The following is a 22,308-nucleotide window of genomic DNA, read 5'->3' as shown; positions in this document are numbered from 1 at the left end:
CTTTTTTTTCTTTTACAAACTATAATTCAGATTAATGCTCCATCGATAATTGGCAACAACATTTCCCGCAGATAAATTCTGATTTATCGGAGCTAAATAATTAAGACCTATAGACAAACGGTCTTTACCAATTTCGACACCAAATTTACCAAACAGAATATCTCCCGAAGTATTTGCTAATTCCTGTCCATGCTGATAATTACTTTCATACACTTCACCTGCCAAACCGGCTTGAGGTGCTATTGAAAGACTATTCTTTTCGTACAAATAATAAAAAGTGCCTGAGTAATTGAATTGATTTCCGAATTGGTATTTCTTTTCGTTTTCGGTTTTAATAACATAATTAAGCATGGTGTTCAAGCCAAATTTATTTCTTCTGATAGTATATTCAGCAGCCAGTAAATAATCCCAACTTCCGGTTCCAACCTGGAAACTCGGATTTACACCTTCAGAATTGGCTTCATTAAACTTTCCTGTTGGCGCTTTAAATCCTCCGCCCAATTGCAAAGTATGACTCACAATTGTACTGTCTTTATGCGTTTGGTACAAAGTGTACATTCCCAAAACCGTAATATCACCTACTCCATTTATGTCTTCCATTCCTGCGACGGTTTCTCTTTCGTGAAAATGATATGGAATCAAAGCTGAAATCTGTACTTTATTACCAACTGGAATTCTAGCCCAAGCCTGAACTGTATTGAAATTCTCCACATACCATGGTGAATTGCTATACAATCCATCATTCGTTTTGTATTGCTGATTGAAATACCGAATACCTACAAAATTGGCGTTCAGAACAGAAGCAAAACCCATGCTTCCGCCACTGGCAGAACAGCCACAGGCATCACAATCCTCATCTTCAAATTCGAATTCAGATTCCACTTTCGAGAAATAATGAAATTTAGCAAACGGATTGATCACATTCAGTGTATCTTTTTCGGCTGCATTTGCCCATTGACAAGCAATAAGAAAAAGAATTAGTATTTTTTTCATATTTATTTTTTTTAAATAGTTTCTAAGTTCCTAAGTGGCTAAGTTGCTGAGAAACTTAGCCACCTAGAAACTTAGAAACTTTAATACTCTGAAAATCGTTTATCAGTTAGATATTGATTATCGGTTAAGGTTTTTAGAAAAGCAATTATTTGTGACTTTTCAGTTTCAGTTAAAGGAATTCCCAGTTTGCTGTTTTTATTCAAAATTGGATCTAATGTTTCTGATGCAACAACTCCCGAATTATAATGTTCCAGAACGGCTTCCAAAGTAAATAATCTTCCATCGTGCATGTAAGGAGCTGTTTTCTCAATGTTGCGCAGACTGGGCACTTTAAATTTATAATAATCAGTCGCCAATTCGGTAACTCGATAACGCCCAACATCATTCACGGCAGGATTTACAGGCAAACCGTTATTTCGAAACGAATTATCAGTAAATAAATCTGTAGCGTGGCAAGAAGCACATTTTGCATTAAAAACAGTGTAGCCATCTAACTCCTGCTGAGTAAGTGTCCCTCCAGATTCCTTACGGCGGTATTTATCAAATCGAGAATTAGACGATGTTACCATCACCATAAATTGTCCCAAGGCTTTGAGCATATTCTCTGAATTGATTTCTCCATCGGTAAAAGCAATTTTGAATAATTTTTGATATTCAGGATCGGCTTTCATCATCGCAATGGCACTACTAAAATTACCATTCATCTCCACTGCACTCGTAAATGGAATTATGGGCTGTAAATCCAAATGCGCTGTCGCTCCATCATACATAAAACTTGTCTGATACGCTAAATTCTGAATAGACGGTGTATTGCGGGTTCCTACAGCATTATTCACACCATGGCTTACGGTGTGTCCGTGATGTGTGAATGCATCTTGCTGAATGTGGCAAAATCCACAGGAAACCAATCCATCCGAGGATAATCTTCCGTCATAAAAAAGCTTTTTACCTAATTCGAAACCTTTTTCAGTTGGCGGATTATTAGCCAAATCATACACCAAAGGCGGAAAGTTAGACGGCACTTCAAAAGCTAAAGGAATATTTTGATACACCTCATCATCATTATCAGAACAACTCCAGAAAAAAGGGAAAATGAGCAATACTAAATATTTTACTTGCATATTTTTTGTTTTAAAAAGCGGTCAGTATAACCAACCGCTTTTATCCTTTTTTAGTCGTTATGCACGTGATTTACAGTAAACATATTAGAAAGATTAGCTGTGATTAATGGCAGGTTTGTTCCTCCCATAATCATCGCTCCCATTCCTCCCATATTATTATCCGAAAGTTTGATTTTATTAGTTCCATCAATAATTTTGGCAACATCTGCAAAAATGTGAATATCTGGTGTAATAGTAGTTCTTACCAAAGCTTTAGTTGGGAGATTAAGTGTTACCTCGGTATAATTGTAATCCGTTCCCGTTTGTCCTGTATGCACCATAAAAGCAGTTTCCGCAGTTACTGTAGATGAAGTAAACTTACCTTCGAAAAGCACAAATTTATACCCCGCACTCCAAGACCACATCATTCCAGCATCATCTGCTACTGTTAAAAAGTCTCCTTGTCCTGTTGCTCCCAAATCAAATTGGGCTTTGTCTACTCCTATTCCGAATTTAATTTTTGTGTAATCTCCAGCAGGAATATTTTCTAATTCAATTTCCTGAGTATCAGCATCCGCTTCACTTACTACAAAATAGCTTTTAGATTTTGGATAGGTAAAAGTAGTTCCGTCTTCTTTTGTTAAAACAATGTTGCTTATAATGTATTTTACATCCGAAATTTTCAAGGTTTCCCCTTGAGAAGTAACATTACTTTGTGTGTTCAGAATCAAATTACTGCTTCCAAAAACATTATCAAATTCTACTCCTAATTTTCCTTCCCCAGTAACCGCTTCATCATCATTATTTGAACATGAACCCAATGCAAATGCTATAGCCACAACAGCTATTATTTTTTTTATTTGAAATTTCATTTTTAAGTTTTTTATTTTTTAAAATATCATAACAGTCTGCATCAAAACAATTCATTTTAATGCAAGCAAAATTAATCCCATCTGTGCAAACGACAGAAGAAACTTTTAATAAATCTAAATTTTAAGAAATAAAAATAGGGGGACGAAAAACTGCATCACCATTCAGATAGAAGTATAAATCCGAATAGCTTTTATTTATTTTCTGAGTATTTGAAGAAATTAAAGTATTGATTTTGAATAATTTTATTTCTTCAAAAAACAACACTTCGGTAAGTTGAACAGTTCCTTTTTTGTCTGATGATTTTGGGTTTTCAGCATCAGAAGCTTTGGCCAGTTCTTTCATCAGATGACATTTCCCATTACAATGCATCATGGGTTTTGCTTTATTTTCGCAAAGCACTTTTGAAATGTATTCATAATTAACCACGTACTCTACAACCGGAAATATCGGTTTTAGGAGCATCGTTAATACAATTATGAATATTATTTTTTTCACGATGCAAAAATATATATAAAAATTTTAAACTTTCGTTTTAAAGACAAATTAACATCAAAAAAATCCATAAAATGATAAGGAGTTTCCTGCTGAAACTCCTTTCAAGACAAGAATCAATAATTACTTTTTAAACGAAAAAATCTGAGGATTTACATTAATACATAACCATCCCCAATTATTGGTGTGGTCCACATCACCGCCTTTTAATCGCTGCATTGTATCGCTAGCAAACATCTGAGAATAACCGCCTGTAACATTTATAAATTTGTGAACTGCATAACCGGCTGTAAAATCAATTTCCGTTCCAAGATAGTCGTCCATTTCATTTCCATTGGCAGCTAAAACAGTATTAGCAGCACTAAAGACATGAGGCAGTAAAGCAAACTGCCATTTGTTTACGTTATAACCAAACTTCAAAAATACATCCTGCAGTCCTACCGAATTTTTATGATTACCTACATAGAAATAATCCATATAACCATTTAATCCGTGGTTGGTTCCAAAAAGAGGGCTGAATGATTTTATGTCGGTACTTGTATTGTCTTGACCTTTTCCTGATAAAAATTCATAACCAAAACCGGCTTTAAATTTTTCGGTTACAGCATAATTAAAATTAAGCGCAGCATCAAAAGCGCTCACGTTATAAGTACTATTTTTTCCAGTCTGGCCATAAAACCATAGATTTCCGTCCCAGGATTTACCTTTGGTGTTCATGTAGGTCCCGAAAGTCTGCATATAATCTACTTTCAATTCTGGGGTTGGTGTTGGAATTGGTGCTGTCAGTTTATTTTCGTAACCAGTGTTTAAGAACAACAAACTCATATTCAATTTACCCAATTCGGTATGATACCAGGCATACTGCATGGCTTTGTAAGCGGCAACAGTATATTGTACAGCGATATCAGATTCTCCGTTTGCATTTAAAGCAAAACCTAAATCCAAATGGCTTTTACTGTTTTTATAGGTTACCAATACAGCATCGTGGCTTTGTGCCTGCGGTGCCCAATCGGCTTCACCAAGGATACGCTGATTGTCATACGAAATCACCTGACGGCCTAAACGGGTACTCCATTTTTCATTAAAATTATATTGCGCCCACGCTTCAAAAACCTGAATACCATTCACATCCGATTTGGTATTTGGAGCAGCATCTCCCCAGACACGGACATTCTGCATAGTAAATTTGGTAACAAATTGATCCTGTTTAAAATTCAGATTCAGACGCGCTCTTGAATTTATAAACTGCGCCGGCGTTTCTCCATAAGGAATCGGAGCTTTATAGCCGTTCCTAAATTCGTAACGGGGCTTAATCTGTAAGTTGGCATCAAACTCTTGGGCAAAAATATTCCCGCTGGCAATTAATACAGCTGCCAGTACCATTTTTTTGAACATTTTCATTAGTGAAATTTTAAATTAGTTTACTTGTAATTATTCAGCTAAACATTAATAAAACATAAAATCGAAATAAAACGAAACACTAATCTCGCAAATTTGCACAAATTGAATTGAGGCTGTATTTGTGAAATTCTCCTCATTTTCATCTTGAATTTGTACTAATCGGCGACATTCGTATCAAACTTTTATCCAGCCGAATAGTTACGCTTACTGTACTTTAGCAGATTCTTCGGTAATTTTTTTAACTGTTGCATCCGAGTTCACACCTAATCCTTCCTGCTGATAAACCAATTCGCCTTCGGTATTAAAAACGCTTATGATATTGGAATGAGAAAAATCCATTGGAGATATTTTTTTATAATTAACAGCCAAAACCGCTGCAAACTCTCTGGTGTTTTCTTCTGTCGAACGCAAAAAAAGCCATTGGTCACCTTCCATTTTATTTTCAATCGAAAAGTCTTTCAGCCGTTTTGGAGTATCTACTTCCGGGTCAATACTAACTAATACTAGTTTTACATTTTCCTTGATATCGTTCGGCAGACGCGATTCGATATTACGCATATCTGCCACCAGACGCGGACAGGCCGCTTTGCAGGAAGTGTAAATCATGACCATTACGAGTACTTTCCCCCTTAAATCCTTCATTTCAATATTCTGCCCGTTTTGTGTGGTCCACTTAGATGGCAGATTGTAAATCGACAAATCAGAAATAGGTTTCTCTTTGGCAGCAATCTCTTTTTTGTTACAGCCTTGAAAAGCTAAAAACAGCACAAAAATAGGTAAAACAAGTAAAAAATACCATTCTGTTTTAAAAATCCCTTTACGGTTTGGAGTTAAATTAAGTTTCATTTTTGGATTGGTTTTGGCTGATTTCAGAAAGTGCCAATTAATCTTTGGCACATCTAAAACCTAAGTTTTTTGTAGTATAATTTGCTTTAAGGCTTGCCCTGAAAGCGTAGCGCATAAAAGCGGCGTAATTCATCAGATCTGTGGCGTTTACAGATCCGCTTCCGCAAAAGAGATTCTTATCAGTGTCTTTGTCCTTTCTGGATTCACCCGAAAGAAAAATGCTGTTGAAATCCGAAGTCCATTCCCAAACCAATCCGTGCATATCATAAACACCCCAATAATTTTTGAAGGTTTTCCCTATCGGATTCGAATAGGTCTTTGGCTTTTCGTACCAAGACAGAATATATCGATTGAACTCCTCTTTGGTACGGGCATCGGAGCGTTTTTCATCGGCCATAGCCACATATTCCCATTCGTCCATCGTAGGCAGTCTTTTCCCTTGGCACTCACAATATTTCTTGGCAGCAAACCAAGATACATTGGTTATGGGAGCATCGGCCAAATTATTTTTTCCGATACTGAAATCGCTTTCCCATTGATTCAAATAACTTTTATCGGCATATAATCCTTTCATTTTCGAACGGCTGTAGTCCGGATATTTTTTTACAAAGGCAAGATATTGTGCATTGGTAACCGGATAAACATCTAATTTAAAAGACTCCACTTTAACCGGTTTTTTAGTGGTGGCACCATAAAGGGGGACAAAAGTCCCCCTATCTATGAATGCCATTTTTGATTCTTGAGCAAAAAGAATACTGTTTATCAGCAATAAAAAGAAGATCATTATTTTTTTAAGTGGAGACATAGGAACTCTTTTTGCTTTAAAATTAATTATTTTCTTTGAGCTTTCACCATGGCTGTGGTAACCACTTTTTTGCTATTGCCCCAGCTTGAGTAAACATAAGTAAGTACATCAGCGATTTGTTGGTCGCTTAAAGCCTGCGGAGGCATAGCCGTTGTGTATTTTTTTCCATTTACGGTTATTGGTGCAGTTGACCCTTTGATTACCTGTTTAATGGCTCGGTTTACATCGGCATTCAGATAATCCGATTTAGCTAATGGAGGAAAAGCACCAGGAACTCCAGCTCCTGTAGCCTGATGGCAGGCAATACAAGTTTTGGTATAAACACCTTTACCCTTGTTTACATCCTGACTAAACCCTTTCAGACTTAATCCAATCAATGCTATTCCTAAAATGTATTTTTTCATGACTTCTAAAATATTTAAAATTGTGTTTATTATTTTCTTTGCGCTTTTACCATTGCAGGAGTTATAACCGTTTTGTTGTTACCCCAGCTGCTGTAAACATAGGTTAAAACATCTGCGATTTCTTCATCTGAAAGATTTTGACTTGGCATCACACTATTTATTTTCTGACCGTTTACTGTAATCTCTCCGCTCAATCCTCTTATAACAACTTGGATAGCTCTCTTAGGATCGGCATTCAAGAAATCTGATTTTGCCAATGGAGGAAATGCATGCGGCACCCCTTGTCCTTCGGATTGATGACAGGCAAAACAAGTTGTCCCGAAAATCGCTTTTCCTGATTTAATTTGTTCAGGCAATGTTTTGGCAACTGCAGGTTTAGTTTCTTTTTTACCTTCCGGCATATTTTGCACATTTCCGCCTTCAGGCAAATAAATTCCTTCCTGAGTAGTTCCTGAATAGATTTTTTTATTTTCTTCACCCGTTACTTTCAGCATTCCCAAGGCTCCTTTATTGAACGCTCTGAAAATAGAATGATCCACCAATATAAATGTTCCAGGAACATCAACTTTGAACTCCACAATCGCAGAACCTCCCGCAGGAATCATCGTTGTCTGCACATTTTTATTGATTAAGTCACCGCCTTCGATGTGTACTTTGTCAAATATCTCTCCGATAACATGGAATGAAGAAACCAAGTTTGGCCCACCGTTACCCATAAAGATACGTACCGTTTCACCTACTTTTGCCGTAAGGGCATTATCACCGGCAATCGCTCCCACTTTACCATTGAAAACCACATAATCGGGTTCTTCTTTCAAGGCTTTGTTCATGTCAAAAGGCTGCACTCCCTGTTCTCCGTAACTTCCTTTGGTATAGAAATCACCCTGCATCACGTAGTATTCTTTATCAACTGGTGGTAATCCGCCTTCTGGCTCCACCAAAATCAAACCGTACATACCGTTCGCAATGTGCATCCCCACAGGCGCAGTGGCGCAATGGTACACATACAACCCAGGATTCAGTACTTTGAAATTGAATACTTTTTCATGTCCAGGCGCAACAATTGATGAAGCTGCTCCTCCGCCTTGACCGGTTACTGCATGCAGATCGATATTGTGCGGCAATTTATTGTCTGGATGGTTTTTTAAGTGAAATTCCACTTCGTCGCCTACTCTGGTACGAATGAAATTTCCAGGAACAGATCCACCAAATGTCCAATAGACGTATTTGGTTCCATCAACCATTTCGCCTTCCTCTTCCTTGATTTCCATATTGACAACCAATTTCATCGCCGGACGGTCACCAATTGGTTTTGGAACCAATGGCGGTGCAGTCAGTTCGGCCTCTTTTTGTCCTTCGACCTTTATTTTTTCGTAATAAGCTGCATCATGTTCCTCTTCTTTTTTTGCACAGGAAAAAATACAAATAAATGCAATTAATGCCAATGCCTTCAAGCTAAAAGGTCTGCTAAAATTTAATGGTTTTTTCATTTTATTTTTGGTTTTAGAATAGTACTTCAATTAAGGATAATTATGTCTTTTATAGGGTAAAATTAAAATATGAGTTCCATAAAAAGGATGATAAATATCATATTTCTTAACTTTTTTTTATGACTTTTGTTTTAGCGAAATAACCAATACCGTGAACAAAACCAAAGTAAACGTCAAACTGATTTTCCAAAACGAATGTGCTTTCTTCAATTCCATAAACTGAAAAGCTACTAACAGAAATTTAATGACCGCAAAAAACATTATCAAAGGAGCAACGATATTTGAAACCCCAAGCCATTCAGCCACGCAAACAACTGTAAAAGTGATTATTAACAATAAAATATAGATTAAAATTAATGATTTTCTCATAATTAAAAAAATAAATAAAGGATTGGAAATAACAGCAGCCAAATCAAATCACACATATGCCAAAAAGCACCGCAAGCTTCGATATCTTCAGCTGTGGTATCAGAATTTTTCTTCGTCATTCCGTAATTTGTCCACGCCAAAATGACCAATCCCATAATCACATGAATAACATGAAATCCGGTCAACAGCCAATAAAAAGTGTAAAACATATTGGTGTCCAATGAAATTCCGCTTTCGATTTTATGGTAATATTCAACACTTTTTAATGCCAAAAATAAAAATCCGCCAAGCATTGCCAATTTAAAATACAGAGATGATTTTTTAACTTCATTCTCCTTAAACAAATGCACGGCATTGGCCATAAAAAATCCGCTTGTTAATAAGAAAATAGTGTTCACTGTTCCGAAAACCGTATTCAATTCCATACGCGACTCGTGAAAAACCGTGGCATTTTCAGTTCCGTAATAGACAAATGCCAGCAGTGCCATCCCGAAAGTGATGAGTTCCAGAAAAATGATGATCCACATCAGAATACCTCCTGGCGGATAGTAAATGTTTTTGTAATTTATTTTCAAACTTTCCATTTGATTTTAGATTGAAGATTAACGATTTTAGATTTATGATTTTGGGTAAACGATAGAGGAATGATAAAAGATTTTAGATGTTGAAAAACGAAGTCGATTATTTCAGCTTTTTCTTTTGTACATAACGAAAAAAAACTAATCCTTCTGCACCAAAATCAGAAATCAAAAATCGTTAATCAAAAATCAGAAATCTTTTCATTCCCAATCCAACAGTCTTTTTTCACCTTCTATTTTCTTAATGTCGGTGATATCCTGTGACATTTCGATTACGCCTTTGTAGTTTTTATTTGCGTCCCTTACGGCAAAATAGCGGATATAAATCAATCTGTCTTTGTAGTTAATCCAAAACGACGATTCATTTTGAGTTCCTTTGCGGAATTCTTCGAGGATTTTCAATACCGTTCCCACACTTTTTGGCGGATGGCAAAACTTCACTTCACGACCGATGATTCCTGCACTTCTTGGGAATACGCGTTCTTCTCCGCGGTTGTAAAAAATAACCCTGTCGTTTTCGTCAACGTAAGTCAAGTCCAATGGCATCGTTCTCAAAAGCAGATTCACCTGCTCGACCGTCATATAACCCTCGTCGTAATGGGAAGTGTTTTCCAACGAAAAAGGCATTTCCCTTACGGTGAAATCTTCGCTCGGGTGTATGTATTCGACTTTTGGGAAAGGCGACGGTGTGTGCGAAAGCATCCAGCCTATTTCCTCTTCGCCTTTGCGCATTTCGACCCAGTCATTTTCGGTAAGAATATCTAGTGCGTTTGGAAACAGCACGTTTTCCTCCACACCTAACAATCGATAGATTCCGTCCACCAAAAAGGGAGTATTAGTTGCTATTCTTTCAGGATTATTCATTTTGACATAGTACTGAATCAAGCGGATTTGCTCTCTCAAATTATCGTGAAAAGACCACATTCCCTGCGACGGGCCAACCCAGCCTTTTTTCTCCAAAAAAGGGAAAAGCTGATTTTCCTTGCGGGCAAAACGTTTCTCAATCGTAAGCAGCTGATTGAATATGTTGGTATACTTTGGCAAATCAATCGCTGGGTCAACACCTTGAATCTCTTCCAAAAGAGACACTATTAATTCTTTTTCCTGAAAGTAAATCCAAACGGGATGTCCTTCGGGTAATACTGGGATATCTGTTGTATCTGTCATCTTGATTAAATTTTGAATCATTTTATTTTTTTTACCATTAAGGTATTAAGGAAATTAAGCTGGATTGTGTGTTTCTTTTTTAACGATTCAGAAAATTAAGTTTACAATCTTAATGATCCTTAATATCTTAATGATTCATTTTTAAACCATTTATTTCTTTATTTTTCACCATTAAGGTATTAAGGAAATTAAGCTGGATTATGTTTCCTTTTTTAAGCTTTAAGACTTTAATAAAATTAAATTTCAATCTATATTTTCACATTAACCTTAATCAATCTTAATATCTTAATGGTTCATTTAAAAAAATGGTCTTGCATTATTTTTGGTGTTTTATCTTCTCGTATAATTTCACTAGCGACTGCAGCAACTCGACGGGAGTTGTCAAAATCTGGTAGTGGTTTTGCCCGAACATCTGCGGCAGATAGTATTTGGCTTCGGCCTCGATGGCTAATGCGTAGGAATTGATGTTTTTTGAATTCAGTTCCCGAAGTGCCTGTTTTACATCATTGATTCCATATTTACCTTCGTATTTATCGTAATCATTGGGTTTTCCGTCAGAGATTAGGATAACCCATTTATTTTTGGTGTTTCGTTTGTGGAGGCGAACTCCTGCGTGGCGCAAGGCCGACCCAATCCGGGTGTAACCACTAGGTTCTACTGCACCCACTTTATGCTTGGCAACATTCCAATTTTCATCAAAATCCTTGATGGTCAGATAGGTTGAGTAATTTCGGGTTTTGGAATAAAAGCTGTCAATTGAAAAATCGATTTGGAACTCGTTCAGGATTTCTCCAAACAAAATCGAGACTTCTTTCTCTACATCAATCACACGGTTTCCAGAAGCATAGCCATCACTCGAAAGGCTGATATCCAACAAAATCAAGATCGATAAATCCTTTTCTTTTTTTCTATTCGAAACATAAATTTTTTCCGATGGCGTTCTACGGGAATGTACATCAACATACAAGTCGGTGATGGCATCGATGTCGAATTCATCGCCCTGAGTCTGCCTTTTTTGTTGTTGCATTATGTTGTTGACATTCGTCAGCATTTTGCGCAAGCCCATCAATGTGGAGTCGTTTTTTGAAATTGTTTTTTGGTAATAATCGCTGTCGTTTTTTAACTGTAGTTTTGGATATACTTTACAAAAATTTGTTTTATAACTTTTTTTGGCAAAATCCCATTCATCGTAACTGTGGTGAAAACCTTTTTCGTCTACCGACGCACTTTCAGAAATTGTGGTGTTCTCAATAAAATCAGCTTGATAGACAGAATGTGCAGTGTCGTCAACTCGGACTGTGAATTTCATATTCAGTTCCTCCAAAGCATCCTGATGGTCTTCAAGTTCATCCGATCCGTCAAAATCACGCCAGTTTCCGTTGAATTCCTCAGCCGTTTCTACTTTTTCAAAATTATGAAGCATTACATAATCTTCCTGCTGTTTTTTGTCGAGTTCAACAGTAACTACCTCCTCAACAGCCTGTGCTTTCAATGTCGTTAAAGGCTGAATTTCGTTCGGTTTTTGAATCTTGTCCGTAAAATTTTGAAGTTCATTTTCAGTTTCGGCAACCACTTCATTTTTCATCCATTTGCCAAAAAGAAAAGAAAAATCAGGTTCGTTTTTAGCATCCTGTTTTTCGATAAAATGTTTTTTGGCTTTCACCAAAAACTGTCTATCGAAAGCAAATTCTTCAAACAAAACTGAAAGAATGGCTTCAGAAGTTTCCAATGCTTTTTGTTGCGAAAGAAGCAGACTCTGCTCCGCATCTTCGGGAGTCCAATTGTAATTCAAACGCTGTTGAATGCTTAAATATAAAATCCTGAAGTGATAAAAAGCAAGATTCTCCTCTGTTGCTGAAAATTCGGCAAACGAAACCGGAAGGAAAAAATTATTGTTTTTGTAACCTCCTTCTCTTTCGGCAGGAAATATTTCGATTGGATTTCCCGTCAAAGCGCGCGCCATTATCGTCAGGCGTGACTGTATCTTGGCAAGGGAAACCGTTCTGGCTTCTACTTCGGGGCTTATTTTTTTTCGGCTTTTTAAATGCTTAAAAAACTTCCCAACTAAATATTCATCTATCTCGAAACCCATTTTTATTTTTTATTACATGTACGGACAACTCGCGAGTTGTCCCTATGTGCGAATTGTTCCTACAATCATATCATCAAATTGCACAGATCCTTCAGTGCTTCCAGCGTTTGTAAATCATCTGTCAATGGCTCGACAACGGCTACGTGAACCGCCAATCGTTTTGGCAGACCGCTGTGGATGATTTTAGCGGCATCGACTAGAAGTCGTGTCGAAACCGTTTCGGTCAAACCCAATTCGGTTAGATTTCTGATTTTATTGCCTATTGCTACTAATTTCTTGGATGTGTCGTGATCAATATTCGTTTCGTTTACCAAAATTTCGGCTTCGATTTTCGGTTCAGGATAATCAAATGAAACGGCAATGAAACGTTGTCTTGTGGAAGGTTTCAATTCCTTAAAACCTCTTTGATAACCAGGATTGAAAGACGCCACCAGCATAAAATCATCGTGCGCCTTTATGGTTTCACCCAATTTGTCTATGAAAAGCACTCGCCGGTGATCGGTCAAGGAGTGAATTGCCACAATTACATCAGGTCGGGCTTCGGCAACCTCATCAAGGTAAATTATTGCGCCTTCCTTTACTGCGGTGGTCAAAGGACCGTCAAGCCAAACCGTTTCGGCTCCCTTGATAATAAATCGGCCAATCAAATCGGTGGAAGAAGTTTCCTCGTGACAACTGATCGTAATCAGTTTTTTGTCCAATTGATGTGCCATATATTCCACAAATCGGGATTTACCCGTTCCTGTTGAACCTTTCAGCAAAAAGGGAATTTTGTTTTTGTACGAGTGTTCAAAAACTTCCACTTCTTTACCTACAGCGTGGTAATACGGTGTTATTGTTAAAGTATCTGCTAACATATTTTTTTATTTTTTTGAAAAAACCGAAACGTCAAACAATTGTTTTGAGGAAATGGAAGTTTAAAACTTTTGAATGAACGTTCCGGTTGGAAAAAAAGGCAGGTTAGTTATTTTATTTCCAAAGCTTCATCCGTTGGTCGGCCGTATTTTATAAAATCATAGATGAACATACAGATTCCGGTGGCGAACATTGTTGCACAGATCAATAATACTACGAAGTGAATACTGATTTCGTTCTGCACGACCATAAATTCCATTTTCATTTTTCGCTCCAAATATACCTGTACCACTCCGGCAACTCCAAAAGCGACTGTCATTCCCAGCATACCGACATTTGACAGCCAGAAAGCGGCCATTCCAGTTGCGCTTTGGTATCTTTTACGACCTGTTAAATTGGGTAAAGCATAACTAATTATCGCCAAAACAATCATCGCATAAGCGCCCCAGAAAGCGTAGTGTCCGTGCATGGCCGTTACCAAAGTTCCGTGAGTATAAAGGTTTGTCTGCGGTAAAGTATGTGCGAAACCTAGTAATCCAGCTCCGATAAATGACACGATTGAAGAACCTATTGTCCAGAAAAGAGCTATTTTGTTCGGGTGGCTTTTTTCACCTTTGCGGTACATATTTACAGCAAACAAAGCCATTCCGAGGAAAGCCAATGGCTCCAATGCAGAGAAAATTCCGCCCACGATTAACCAAATTTTATTCACTCCAATATAATAGTAATGGTGTCCTGTCCCCAACACTCCTGAAAGGAATGTCAAACCAACGATTACATACAGCCATTTTTCGATAACTTCTCGGTCAACTCCTGTCAACTTGATTAATAAATACGAAAGGATACCTCCCATAATTAGTTCCCAAACACCTTCAACCCACAAGTGAACTACCCACCAGCGGAAGAAGGAATCCATCACCTGACTGTCGAACCAAATCATTCCAGGCAGATACAATAAAGCGGCGAATAACAATCCCATTGTCAATACCAGTGCAGTTGTTGTTTTACGTTTTCCTTTGAAAAGCGTTCCCAGAATCAGTCCAAGGAACAGCAATACATTGACAACAACCAAGAAATCCAATTCTCTCGGAATTTCAAGAAATTTTCTTCCTTCCCAGTGGTTCAAGTGGAAACCAACGATGGCCACAACACCAACAACGGCAAGGGAAATCAGTTGTACATACGCCCATTTTACGCTTATCAGTTCGCACTGTGCTTCTTCAGGGATAATGTAGTAGGCCGCTCCCATAAAACCAGTTAACAGCCAAACTACCAATAAATTAGTATGCACCGCACGGGCAACATTAAAAGGGATAATATCATGCAGTCCTTGAACTCCGATTCTATCAAAGCCCATAATAAAGCCATAGACAATCTGCAGTGAGAACAACAGCATACAGAGTGCAAAAAACCAATAGGCTACTTTTTGTGATTTATATTTCATTGTAATTTTCTTTTAATTATTTTCTTTAGCTAAAGGCGAAACGATGTGGTCAAATCCGTTCAAATCAATTTTCCCGATCCATTTTAAATAAGCCACAACGGCATCGGCATCTTTTTCATTCATATTATAGACCACCATTTTTCGTCCATTTGGTGCCCAAGGCACTGGTGACATCAGTACAGCCTTAACGTAACCCTCGCCTCTGCGGTCGATAACTTTTGTCAATTCCGGTGCATAATAGCCTCCTTCTCCTAAAATAGTATGACAGCCCATACAATTGTTGTGTTCCCAAATTTCTTTTCCTCTCACGACCTGTTTATCAATCGCCTTGTAATTTGTCTGATCATTTCTAGGCATAAACGAATAAATGGTCAATCCGATAAAGATTAAAAAGGTGACCAATGTTCCTCCCAGAAAAAATGCCCGTGCTTGTGATTTTGAAAGCATAATAATCTGTTTTTTTTAGTTAGTAAAATGTTATTTTTAAATAAAGGATAAAGTTGTCTTTTATTCAAATGCAAATATAAAAGATATTTTTGTCTTTTATTATGATTTTTATCATTTATTTCAAAAAAAATAATTTGACTGCTCTTTAAAAAAAAATTTCAGCGCAACTGATTATGAATATAGATTTTAGGAGTTTTCAACACAAAAATGTTCTTAAGTTGAAGCCGGAATATGATAAAAATCATGTTCCTAATTTTCAATTAGTCGTAAAATTACAAAGTCAAAAAAAGAGACCCCCTACAATCTCATTATTTTAACCTTCAAGTATTTATAAAAAATTTTAAATAATAAAATTAATTAAGGATAAACTTGTCTTTTATTAAAATAGTATCTATTTTTGTGCCTATAAATTTTAAATAAAAAAAATCAATATGGAAACTTTAGAAAAAATTACAATAGGTCAATATGTAGCAAAAGATTTTAGAACTGCAGCTTTATTCTCAAAATACGGCATCGATTTTTGCTGTAACGGCAACAGAAGTATTGAAGAAGCATGCGAGAAAAAATCAGTTAATCCTGATGAATTATTGAAAGAAATTGAAGCTGTTTTGTCTCAAAAAAGTGATTCGGGAATTGATTTCAATTCTTGGCCGATCGATTTATTAGCGGATTATATCGAGAAAACACACCACCGTTATGTATCCGAAAAAACACCAGCGCTGCTTCAATTTTTAGATAAACTGAGCAGAGTACACGGAGCCAATCATCCTGAATTATTAGAAATAAACGAACTTTTTAAAGGATGCGCAGGAGAATTGGCCCAGCACATGAAAAAAGAAGAACTGATTCTGTTTCCTTTTGTCAAAAAAATGGTTCGTGCCACTATTTCAGATGAATTAATTGAACAGCCACATTTTGGAACTGTAGAAAATCCAATTGCGATGATGATGCACGAACATGATGCTGAAGGAGAACGTTTTAGAAAAATAGCATCATTAAGCAACGATTATACACCGCCATCTGATGCATGTAATACTTATAAAGTAACATTTGCCATGTTACAGGAATTTGAACAGGATCTGCACAAACACATCCATCTAGAAAACAATATTTTATTCCCAAAAGCAGCTAAACTCGAAAAGGAATTTTCGGCACAATCATAAACTATGTCAAACACTAAAAAATCAACAACTATGGAGAACTATGTAATAAAGAGAAATGGTAAATACAAGCCATTTGAAAGTTATAAAATTAAAGATGCCATTGAAAAAAGTTTCAAAAGCGTCTCTGCAGTTGTTGATGAAAGTGTTTTTGAAAGCATTATCATCCAGCTTGAAGCTGAAGAAGTATGGGCCGTCGAGGAAATACAGGACATGATTGAGAAGAAATTATACGAAAAGAAATACTTTGACGTCATGCGTTCTTTTATGCTTTTCCGTCACACGAGGAAGTTACAGCGCGAACATATACAAGGCTTAAATGATGACACAACTTATGTGGACAGTTCTCAGACAATCGAAGAATATATTGAACAAACCGATTGGCGCATCAATGCCAACGCCAATACTTCTTATTCTAATGCGGGTCTGGTGAACAATGTGGCTGGAAAAATTATTGCTAATTATTGGTTAGATAAAGTTTATACAAAGGAAGAAGGTTATGCGCACCGCAACGGTGACATTCACATTCATGATTTGGATTGTTTAACCGGCTATTGTGCTGGCTGGAGTCTGCGTGTACTGCTCAACGAAGGTTTTAACGGCGTGAGGGGCCGTGTAGAGAGTAAGCCACCGTCTCATTTTAGGGAGGCTTTGGGGCAAATGGCAAATTTCCTTGGGATTCTGCAGAGCGAATGGGCGGGAGCTCAGGCTTTCAGTTCGTTTGATACGTATCTGGCTCCTTATGTTTTCAAAGATAATTTGGGTTTTGAAGATGTTTTAAAAGCGGTCAGAGGTTTTGTTTACAATCTGAATGTTCCCGCGCGCTGGGGGCAGTCACCTTTTACAAACATCACTTTGGACTGGATCGTTCCAGATGATTTAAAAACGCAGATTCCAACCAAAAATGACCATCATATCTTTGAAGACTGCATTACTTCTGACTTATTAGTCAGAGCAAAAAGAAGAGGAGTATCTAAAGTAACCGACTTGCGTTATGAGCATTTCCAGAAAGAAATGAACCTCATCAACAAGGCCTATTATACCGTAATGACCGAAGGCGATGCCAACGGACAGCCCTTTACCTTTCCTATTCCTACAGTGAATATCACCGAAGCATTTGACTGGGACGGAGAAAACACTGATCTGCTTTTTGAAAATACGGCCAAAATTGGTTCTTCTTATTTCCAGAATTTCATCGGAAGTCAATATGTTTTGGATGAAAATGGCAATCAGGTTGAAAATGAAAATGCGTATAAACCCAATGCCGTCCGCAGTATGTGCTGTCGCCTGCAGCTGGATTTACGTGAATTATTGAAACGCGGCAACGGACTTTTTGGAAGTGCCGAAATGACCGGAAGCATTGGTGTTGTAACCATCAATATGGCTCGTCTGGGTTATCTAAACAAAGGGAACAAAGGTAAATTATACACTGAACTAGATCATCTTTTATATATAGCCAAATCGACTTTGGAGAAAAAAAGGGTATTTATCCAAGAGATGTACGACCGAGGATTGTATCCGTACACCAAACGCTACCTGGAACATTTCAGAAACCACTTTTCGACCATTGGCGTGAACGGAATGAATGAAATGATTGAAAATTTTACTGACGAAGAAGACAATGTAACCTCTGAAACAGGCATCGAGTTTGCTTCTGAAATCCTTGATCACATCCGCAACCGAATGAAAGAATTCCAAGAAGAAACCGGAAATCTGTACAATCTCGAGGCAACACCTGCCGAAGGAACAACGTATCGTTTTGCCAAAGAAGACAAAAAACGTTATGACGATATTATTCAGGCAGGACAGCAGGACAATATTTATTATACGAACAGTTCTCAAATTCCAGTAGATTTCACTCAGGATCCGTTTGAAGCCTTGATGTTACAGGATCAACTACAGTGTAAATATACCGGAGGAACAGTTTTACACCTGTACATGAGCGAAAAAATAAGCTCACCCGAAGCCTGCAAGCAGTTTGTCAAAAAAGTGATTACCAATTTCAGATTACCGTACATTACCGTAACGCCTGTTTTTAGTGTATGTCCGGTGCACGGTTACCTGAACGGCGAACACGAATATTGTCCAAAATGTGATGAAGCCATCATTGAGGAAAAAACAAAAAGTTTAAGTGTTTAAAATTGTTTAATGTTGTTTAAAAACCGTAAGCTATTCCTCGATTTTGTCATTTCCGCCGTAGGGGGACACGAGCGACAGCGAATTGGCGAAGCAATCTCAGTTGCAAAATCGACAACGATTATTGCCTTTGATTGCGGAGCCACTTGTGGAGATTCCTCCTTCGTCGGAAATGACAATATTACGCGATAAACTGCGAAACAACATTAAACAATTTTAAACCCTTAAACCTTTTAAACAACTTTAAACCATTTTTAAACCCAAATAAATATGAAAATAACAGCCAAGCAGATTCTAGAAGAAAATCAAGAACTACGCACTAAATGCTTAGTGTACACACGAGTAATGGGCTATCACAGACCCGTAGAAAGTTTTAACATAGGAAAAAAAGGTGAACACAGACAACGAACTCATTTTACAGAAGGAAAGTGCTGTTAGACCCATTTACAGCCTAACACCTTTCACTTTATTAGACTATCCGCACAAATCAGCTTGCATTCTTTGGTTTGCAGGCTGTAATATGCGGTGTCTATATTGCTACAATCCCGAAATTGTTTTTGGGAAAGGCATTATTTCATTCGAAAATGCAATCCAGTTTCTAAAAAACAGAAAAAAACTGCTGGACGCTGTCGTCTTTAGCGGCGGCGAATGTTTACTGCACAAAAGAAGCGTCTCCTTCATTGAAGAAGTCAAGAATATGGGATTCTTGGTCAAAATTGACACGAACGGCTCACAGCCCAAAATACTCAAAGAACTTATCAACAAAAAACTTGTCAATTATGTCGCACTTGATTTTAAGGCCATGCCGGATAACTTCGAAAAGATAACACAGTCGGATCTTTTTATTCCGTTTGAAAAGTCACTACATTTATTGCTTGAGAGCGAAGTTCCATTTGAAGTCCGCACAACGGTACATTCTGATTTATTGAAGAAAAATGATATTCAGCAGATGATTTCCTATCTGGAAAACATCGGTTATATAGGAAATTATTATCTTCAGCATTTTAGGAATGAGGCCCCAACGATTGAAAAACTAGGGCATTCGTTCAGGGAATTGGAAAACGAAAATCTTTCAACAGAAAAAATTAAAGTGCATTTTAGAGGCTAATTATGAGAAAGAGCTGGATTCTTGTTTGTTTTATCAATTTTTTCATTGCTTCGCTAATGGGATTATTGTTGCGATGGATGTATGTTGCCCCAATTGAAGGTGTCAATTTTCAGTTTTTGATGCACGGCCATTCGCATGTTGCAATGCTGGGCTGGGTCTATATGATGCTTTATTGCTTGATATTTTACTCTTTTATCCCTAAGAAAGCACAAGAAAAACCCATTTACAACAAATTGTTTTGGGTAACAGAAATCGCAGTCATCGGGATGATGATCGACTTCCCTGCGCAGGGATATGCCTTTCTTTCGATCCTTTTTTCGACTTTGCATATTTTTTGCAGTTACTGGTTCTGTTATTTAGTTTGGAAAGACGCCGAACCCGCCGCTTTGCCCGAAAAGAAAATGCTGCGAACCGCTTTGTTTTTTATGCTTTTATCTACCGCTGGCGTTTGGTGTCTGGGTCCTGCGGTAGGATTGTTGGGAAAAGCAAGTGCGTTCTATCAAATTGCTATTCAGTTTTTCCTCCATTTTCAGTTTAATGGATGGTTTCTGTTTGCTGTTTTGGCTTTGTTTTTCAAGCAGGCAAAACTCATTTTCGATGAGAAAAAATTCAGTCTAATTTATAATTTATTCGTCTGTTCTACAGTATTGACTTTGGCCTTGCCCGTGAGCTGGTATTTGTCCAACCCCGTTTTTCACTGGATAAATGCAATTGGCGTTGTCCTGCAATTGGTTTCGGCGGTTCTTTTTATTCATCACATCAAGCCACAATTAACGGTGTTTTTTCCGAATCTTTCTGCATTGGTAAAAACCGTTTACGGATTTGCGCTGTTCTCATTAGCTTTAAAAATCATCATTCAGCTGGTAGTTTTGGTTCCTGAACTGGCACAGGTTTCCCATCAGATTCGGAATTTTGTTATTGGTTATATTCATTTGACGATGCTGGGAATTATCACTGGATTTCTGTTTGGATTTACTTTTCAGAATAGTTTTTTAAACCCGAAAAAAATTATTCAAAAATGGGGAATGAATCTATTTCTGCTCGGATTTGTAGCAACTGAAATCTTGCTGTTTCTCCAAGGCATTTGGCTGTTCCTGAACAAAGGTTCGTTTCCTGATTATTATCTAAATTTATTTTTAGTGAGTATCTTTTTACCGGTGGGACTTTTGATGCTTACGATTGGTATTTCATTTAAAAAAACAAACGATTAATTTTTAAACATATAAGTCATATAAGTTTTTTTAACAGAAAATAAATTTTCAAAATCTTGAACCATTAAGAGATTAAGAAAATTAAGGTTATTCCTTAATGAACCTTAATAACTTAATGGTTTGAACTAAAAAACTTACATGACTTATATGTTTTATTAAAAACTTAAACCAAAAACGATATGAGCCATCATTTACTGTTAATCATCCATCTTATATGTGCTTCCATTTGGGTGGGAGGGCATTTGTTACTGGTTTTTGGGCATTTGCCAAAAGCGCTGAAAGAAAAAAACCAAAATATAATTCTCGACTATGAACGAAAGTACGAACCGGTGGGAATGACTTCGCTGGTTTTATTAGTAACCACGGGAATTATGATGGCTTACAAATATGGCGTAAGCATCGAATACTGGTTTCAATTTGCTACACCGATAGAAAAAGTGGTTTCTACCAAACTGCTTTTGCTTTTTCTGACGGTGCTTTTTGCGCTGAGCGCACAATTCAGAGTGCTGCCAAAACTGAAAACTGATTCCCGTAAACTGCCCGAAATGACATTTCATATTCTTTCGGTTACACTGATTGGTGTTGTGATGCTTATTTTGGGTTCTTTTGTTCGTTTTGGAGGACTTTAATCTTGAACGAACAACTAATTCTCTTCTTCTGCAGTTACCCGCGTGAGGGGTTGCAGTGGAGCTCTCCCGATTTTTCATCGGGAAGCGGGAACGAAAAACCCGACCCTGAGTTTTTTACGAAGGGACACGCCCAAATGATGATTTTTATTCAAAAAACTGCCAAACCTTTAGGGTAATTTCTAGAGAGTTTGGAACTAATTTCTTAAATTTGTAAAAAACCGATTATGTTTTCCAAAACCTGTGAATACGGCATTCGAGCCACGATTTTCATCGCTTCAGAGTCTTATCAAAACAAAAGAGTTGGACTCAAAGACATTGCCAAAAAGATTGATTCCCCAGAAGCTTTTACGGCCAAAATTCTTCAAATACTATCAAAAGACAACATCATTAATTCCATAAAAGGTGTTGGTGGTGGTTTCGAGATTCCAAGAGAAATAATGAAGGACATTAAACTAGCACAAATCGTGAATGCCCTGGAAGGGGACCGCGTTTTTACGGGCTGTGGTTTAGGTCTCGCGCATTGTTCCGATGGTCATCCCTGCCCGATGCATGAAAAATTTAAATCAATTCGAAGCGAATTAGCTTTTATGCTCGAGAATACCAATCTTGAAGAATTAGCTTTAGGTATAAAATCTAGTGATACATTTTTGAGGTATTAAAATAGTAATCCTATATTTACATGATAATTTTAAGCAGCCAATCTTAAAA

The 22,308-nt window shown here is 37.3% G+C and carries 22 protein-coding genes and 1 pseudogene; 7 read left to right on the top strand and 16 right to left on the bottom strand.

The features are described from left to right. Window positions 1–12: 12 nt before the first annotated feature. The 16 genes and pseudogenes from IRZ80_RS06480 to IRZ80_RS06405 all read right to left on the bottom strand — a co-directional run bounded on the left by IRZ80_RS06480 (window position 13) and on the right by IRZ80_RS06405 (window position 15,356). Window positions 13–993, bottom strand: a complete 981-nt coding sequence (locus IRZ80_RS06480) for a transporter (RefSeq protein ID WP_194640744.1) — start codon at window positions 991–993, stop codon at window positions 13–15. Between the two features lie 80 nt (window positions 994–1,073). Then, a complete protein-coding gene (locus IRZ80_RS06475) occupies window positions 1,074–2,114 on the bottom strand; it encodes a cytochrome-c peroxidase (RefSeq protein ID WP_194640743.1) in 1,041 nt (346 codons plus the stop codon). Between the two features lie 50 nt (window positions 2,115–2,164). Then, complete coding sequence (locus IRZ80_RS06470) at window positions 2,165–2,965, bottom strand: MbnP family protein (protein WP_194640742.1); 801 nt, start codon at window positions 2,963–2,965, stop codon at window positions 2,165–2,167. A 121-nt stretch (window positions 2,966–3,086) separates the two neighbouring features. Then, window positions 3,087–3,461: a hypothetical protein gene (locus IRZ80_RS06465; RefSeq protein ID WP_317174742.1), complete on the bottom strand. Its 375-nt coding sequence runs from the start codon at window positions 3,459–3,461 to the stop codon at window positions 3,087–3,089. A gap of 120 nt (window positions 3,462–3,581) precedes the next feature. Further along, complete coding sequence (locus tag IRZ80_RS06460) at window positions 3,582–4,859, bottom strand: alginate export family protein (protein ID WP_194640741.1); 1,278 nt, start codon at window positions 4,857–4,859, stop codon at window positions 3,582–3,584. 204 nt (window positions 4,860–5,063) lie between these two features. After that, the gene (locus IRZ80_RS06455) at window positions 5,064–5,705 is read right to left on the bottom strand and encodes an SCO family protein (RefSeq protein ID WP_194640740.1); all 642 of its coding nucleotides are present in this window, start codon (window positions 5,703–5,705) and stop codon (window positions 5,064–5,066) included. 37 nt (window positions 5,706–5,742) lie between these two features. Further along, the gene (locus IRZ80_RS06450) at window positions 5,743–6,510 is read right to left on the bottom strand and encodes a formylglycine-generating enzyme family protein (protein ID WP_194640739.1); all 768 of its coding nucleotides are present in this window, start codon (window positions 6,508–6,510) and stop codon (window positions 5,743–5,745) included. 26 nt (window positions 6,511–6,536) lie between these two features. Then, window positions 6,537–6,869: pseudogene (locus IRZ80_RS06445) on the bottom strand (c-type cytochrome); the annotation flags it as partial. A gap of 74 nt (window positions 6,870–6,943) precedes the next feature. Beyond that, entirely contained in the window at window positions 6,944–8,404 is a 1,461-nt protein-coding gene (gene nirK / locus IRZ80_RS06440) for a copper-containing nitrite reductase (RefSeq protein ID WP_194640737.1), read from the bottom strand. Between the two features lie 117 nt (window positions 8,405–8,521). Beyond that, entirely contained in the window at window positions 8,522–8,773 is a 252-nt protein-coding gene (locus IRZ80_RS06435) for a cytochrome C oxidase subunit IV family protein (protein WP_194640736.1), read from the bottom strand. A 2-nt stretch (window positions 8,774–8,775) separates the two neighbouring features. Continuing rightward, a complete protein-coding gene (locus tag IRZ80_RS06430) occupies window positions 8,776–9,357 on the bottom strand; it encodes a cytochrome c oxidase subunit 3 (RefSeq protein WP_194640735.1) in 582 nt (193 codons plus the stop codon). Between the two features lie 195 nt (window positions 9,358–9,552). Further along, window positions 9,553–10,518 carry a DUF438 domain-containing protein gene (locus IRZ80_RS06425; protein WP_194640734.1) on the bottom strand — a complete coding sequence of 322 codons (966 nt, stop codon included), beginning with the start codon at window positions 10,516–10,518 and terminating at the stop codon, window positions 9,553–9,555. 316 nt (window positions 10,519–10,834) lie between these two features. Continuing rightward, the gene (locus IRZ80_RS06420; protein ID WP_194640733.1) at window positions 10,835–12,610 is read right to left on the bottom strand and encodes a nitric oxide reductase activation protein NorD; all 1,776 of its coding nucleotides are present in this window, start codon (window positions 12,608–12,610) and stop codon (window positions 10,835–10,837) included. Between the two features lie 65 nt (window positions 12,611–12,675). After that, on the bottom strand, window positions 12,676–13,467 hold the full coding sequence (locus tag IRZ80_RS06415; RefSeq protein WP_194640732.1) for a CbbQ/NirQ/NorQ/GpvN family protein: 792 nt from the start codon (window positions 13,465–13,467) through the stop codon (window positions 12,676–12,678). Window positions 13,468–13,574: 107 nt separating this feature from the next. Further along, window positions 13,575–14,909: a cbb3-type cytochrome c oxidase subunit I gene (locus tag IRZ80_RS06410; protein WP_194640731.1), complete on the bottom strand. Its 1,335-nt coding sequence runs from the start codon at window positions 14,907–14,909 to the stop codon at window positions 13,575–13,577. A 12-nt stretch (window positions 14,910–14,921) separates the two neighbouring features. Continuing rightward, window positions 14,922–15,356, bottom strand: coding sequence for a c-type cytochrome (locus IRZ80_RS06405; RefSeq protein ID WP_194640730.1), 435 nt, complete (start codon window positions 15,354–15,356; stop codon window positions 14,922–14,924). A gap of 431 nt (window positions 15,357–15,787) precedes the next feature. On the opposite strand from IRZ80_RS06405, the gene ric reads away from it, so the two are divergent. The 7 genes from ric to IRZ80_RS06370 all read left to right on the top strand — a co-directional run bounded on the left by ric (window position 15,788) and on the right by IRZ80_RS06370 (window position 22,259). Beyond that, on the top strand, window positions 15,788–16,519 hold the full coding sequence (gene ric / locus IRZ80_RS06400) for an iron-sulfur cluster repair di-iron protein (RefSeq protein ID WP_194640729.1): 732 nt from the start codon (window positions 15,788–15,790) through the stop codon (window positions 16,517–16,519). Between the two features lie 30 nt (window positions 16,520–16,549). Next, window positions 16,550–18,655 carry a ribonucleoside triphosphate reductase gene (locus IRZ80_RS06395; protein WP_194640728.1) on the top strand — a complete coding sequence of 702 codons (2,106 nt, stop codon included), beginning with the start codon at window positions 16,550–16,552 and terminating at the stop codon, window positions 18,653–18,655. A 267-nt stretch (window positions 18,656–18,922) separates the two neighbouring features. After that, window positions 18,923–19,090, top strand: a complete 168-nt coding sequence (gene nrdD / locus IRZ80_RS21225; RefSeq protein ID WP_115813472.1) for an anaerobic ribonucleoside-triphosphate reductase — start codon at window positions 18,923–18,925, stop codon at window positions 19,088–19,090. Next, entirely contained in the window at window positions 19,044–19,760 is a 717-nt protein-coding gene (locus tag IRZ80_RS06385; RefSeq protein ID WP_317174741.1) for an anaerobic ribonucleoside-triphosphate reductase activating protein, read from the top strand. Before nrdD ends, IRZ80_RS06385 begins: the two co-directional genes overlap by 47 nt. Before the next feature lie 2 nt (window positions 19,761–19,762). Further along, window positions 19,763–20,971, top strand: coding sequence for a hypothetical protein (locus IRZ80_RS06380; RefSeq protein ID WP_194640727.1), 1,209 nt, complete (start codon window positions 19,763–19,765; stop codon window positions 20,969–20,971). Window positions 20,972–21,150: 179 nt separating this feature from the next. After that, window positions 21,151–21,600: a CopD family protein gene (locus tag IRZ80_RS06375; protein WP_194640726.1), complete on the top strand. Its 450-nt coding sequence runs from the start codon at window positions 21,151–21,153 to the stop codon at window positions 21,598–21,600. A gap of 224 nt (window positions 21,601–21,824) precedes the next feature. Further along, window positions 21,825–22,259 (top strand): RrF2 family transcriptional regulator, encoded by a 435-nt coding sequence (locus IRZ80_RS06370; protein WP_194640725.1) that lies wholly within the window; start codon window positions 21,825–21,827, stop codon window positions 22,257–22,259. Window positions 22,260–22,308: the final 49 nt, after the last annotated feature.

Origin of the sequence: Flavobacterium sp. HJJ, assembly GCF_015351475.1 — a bacterium.
Lineage (GTDB): Bacteria > Bacteroidota > Bacteroidia > Flavobacteriales > Flavobacteriaceae > Flavobacterium > Flavobacterium marginilacus.
Note: the sequence above shows the minus strand (reverse complement) of the source record. Positions and strands in the feature narration are given on the sequence as shown.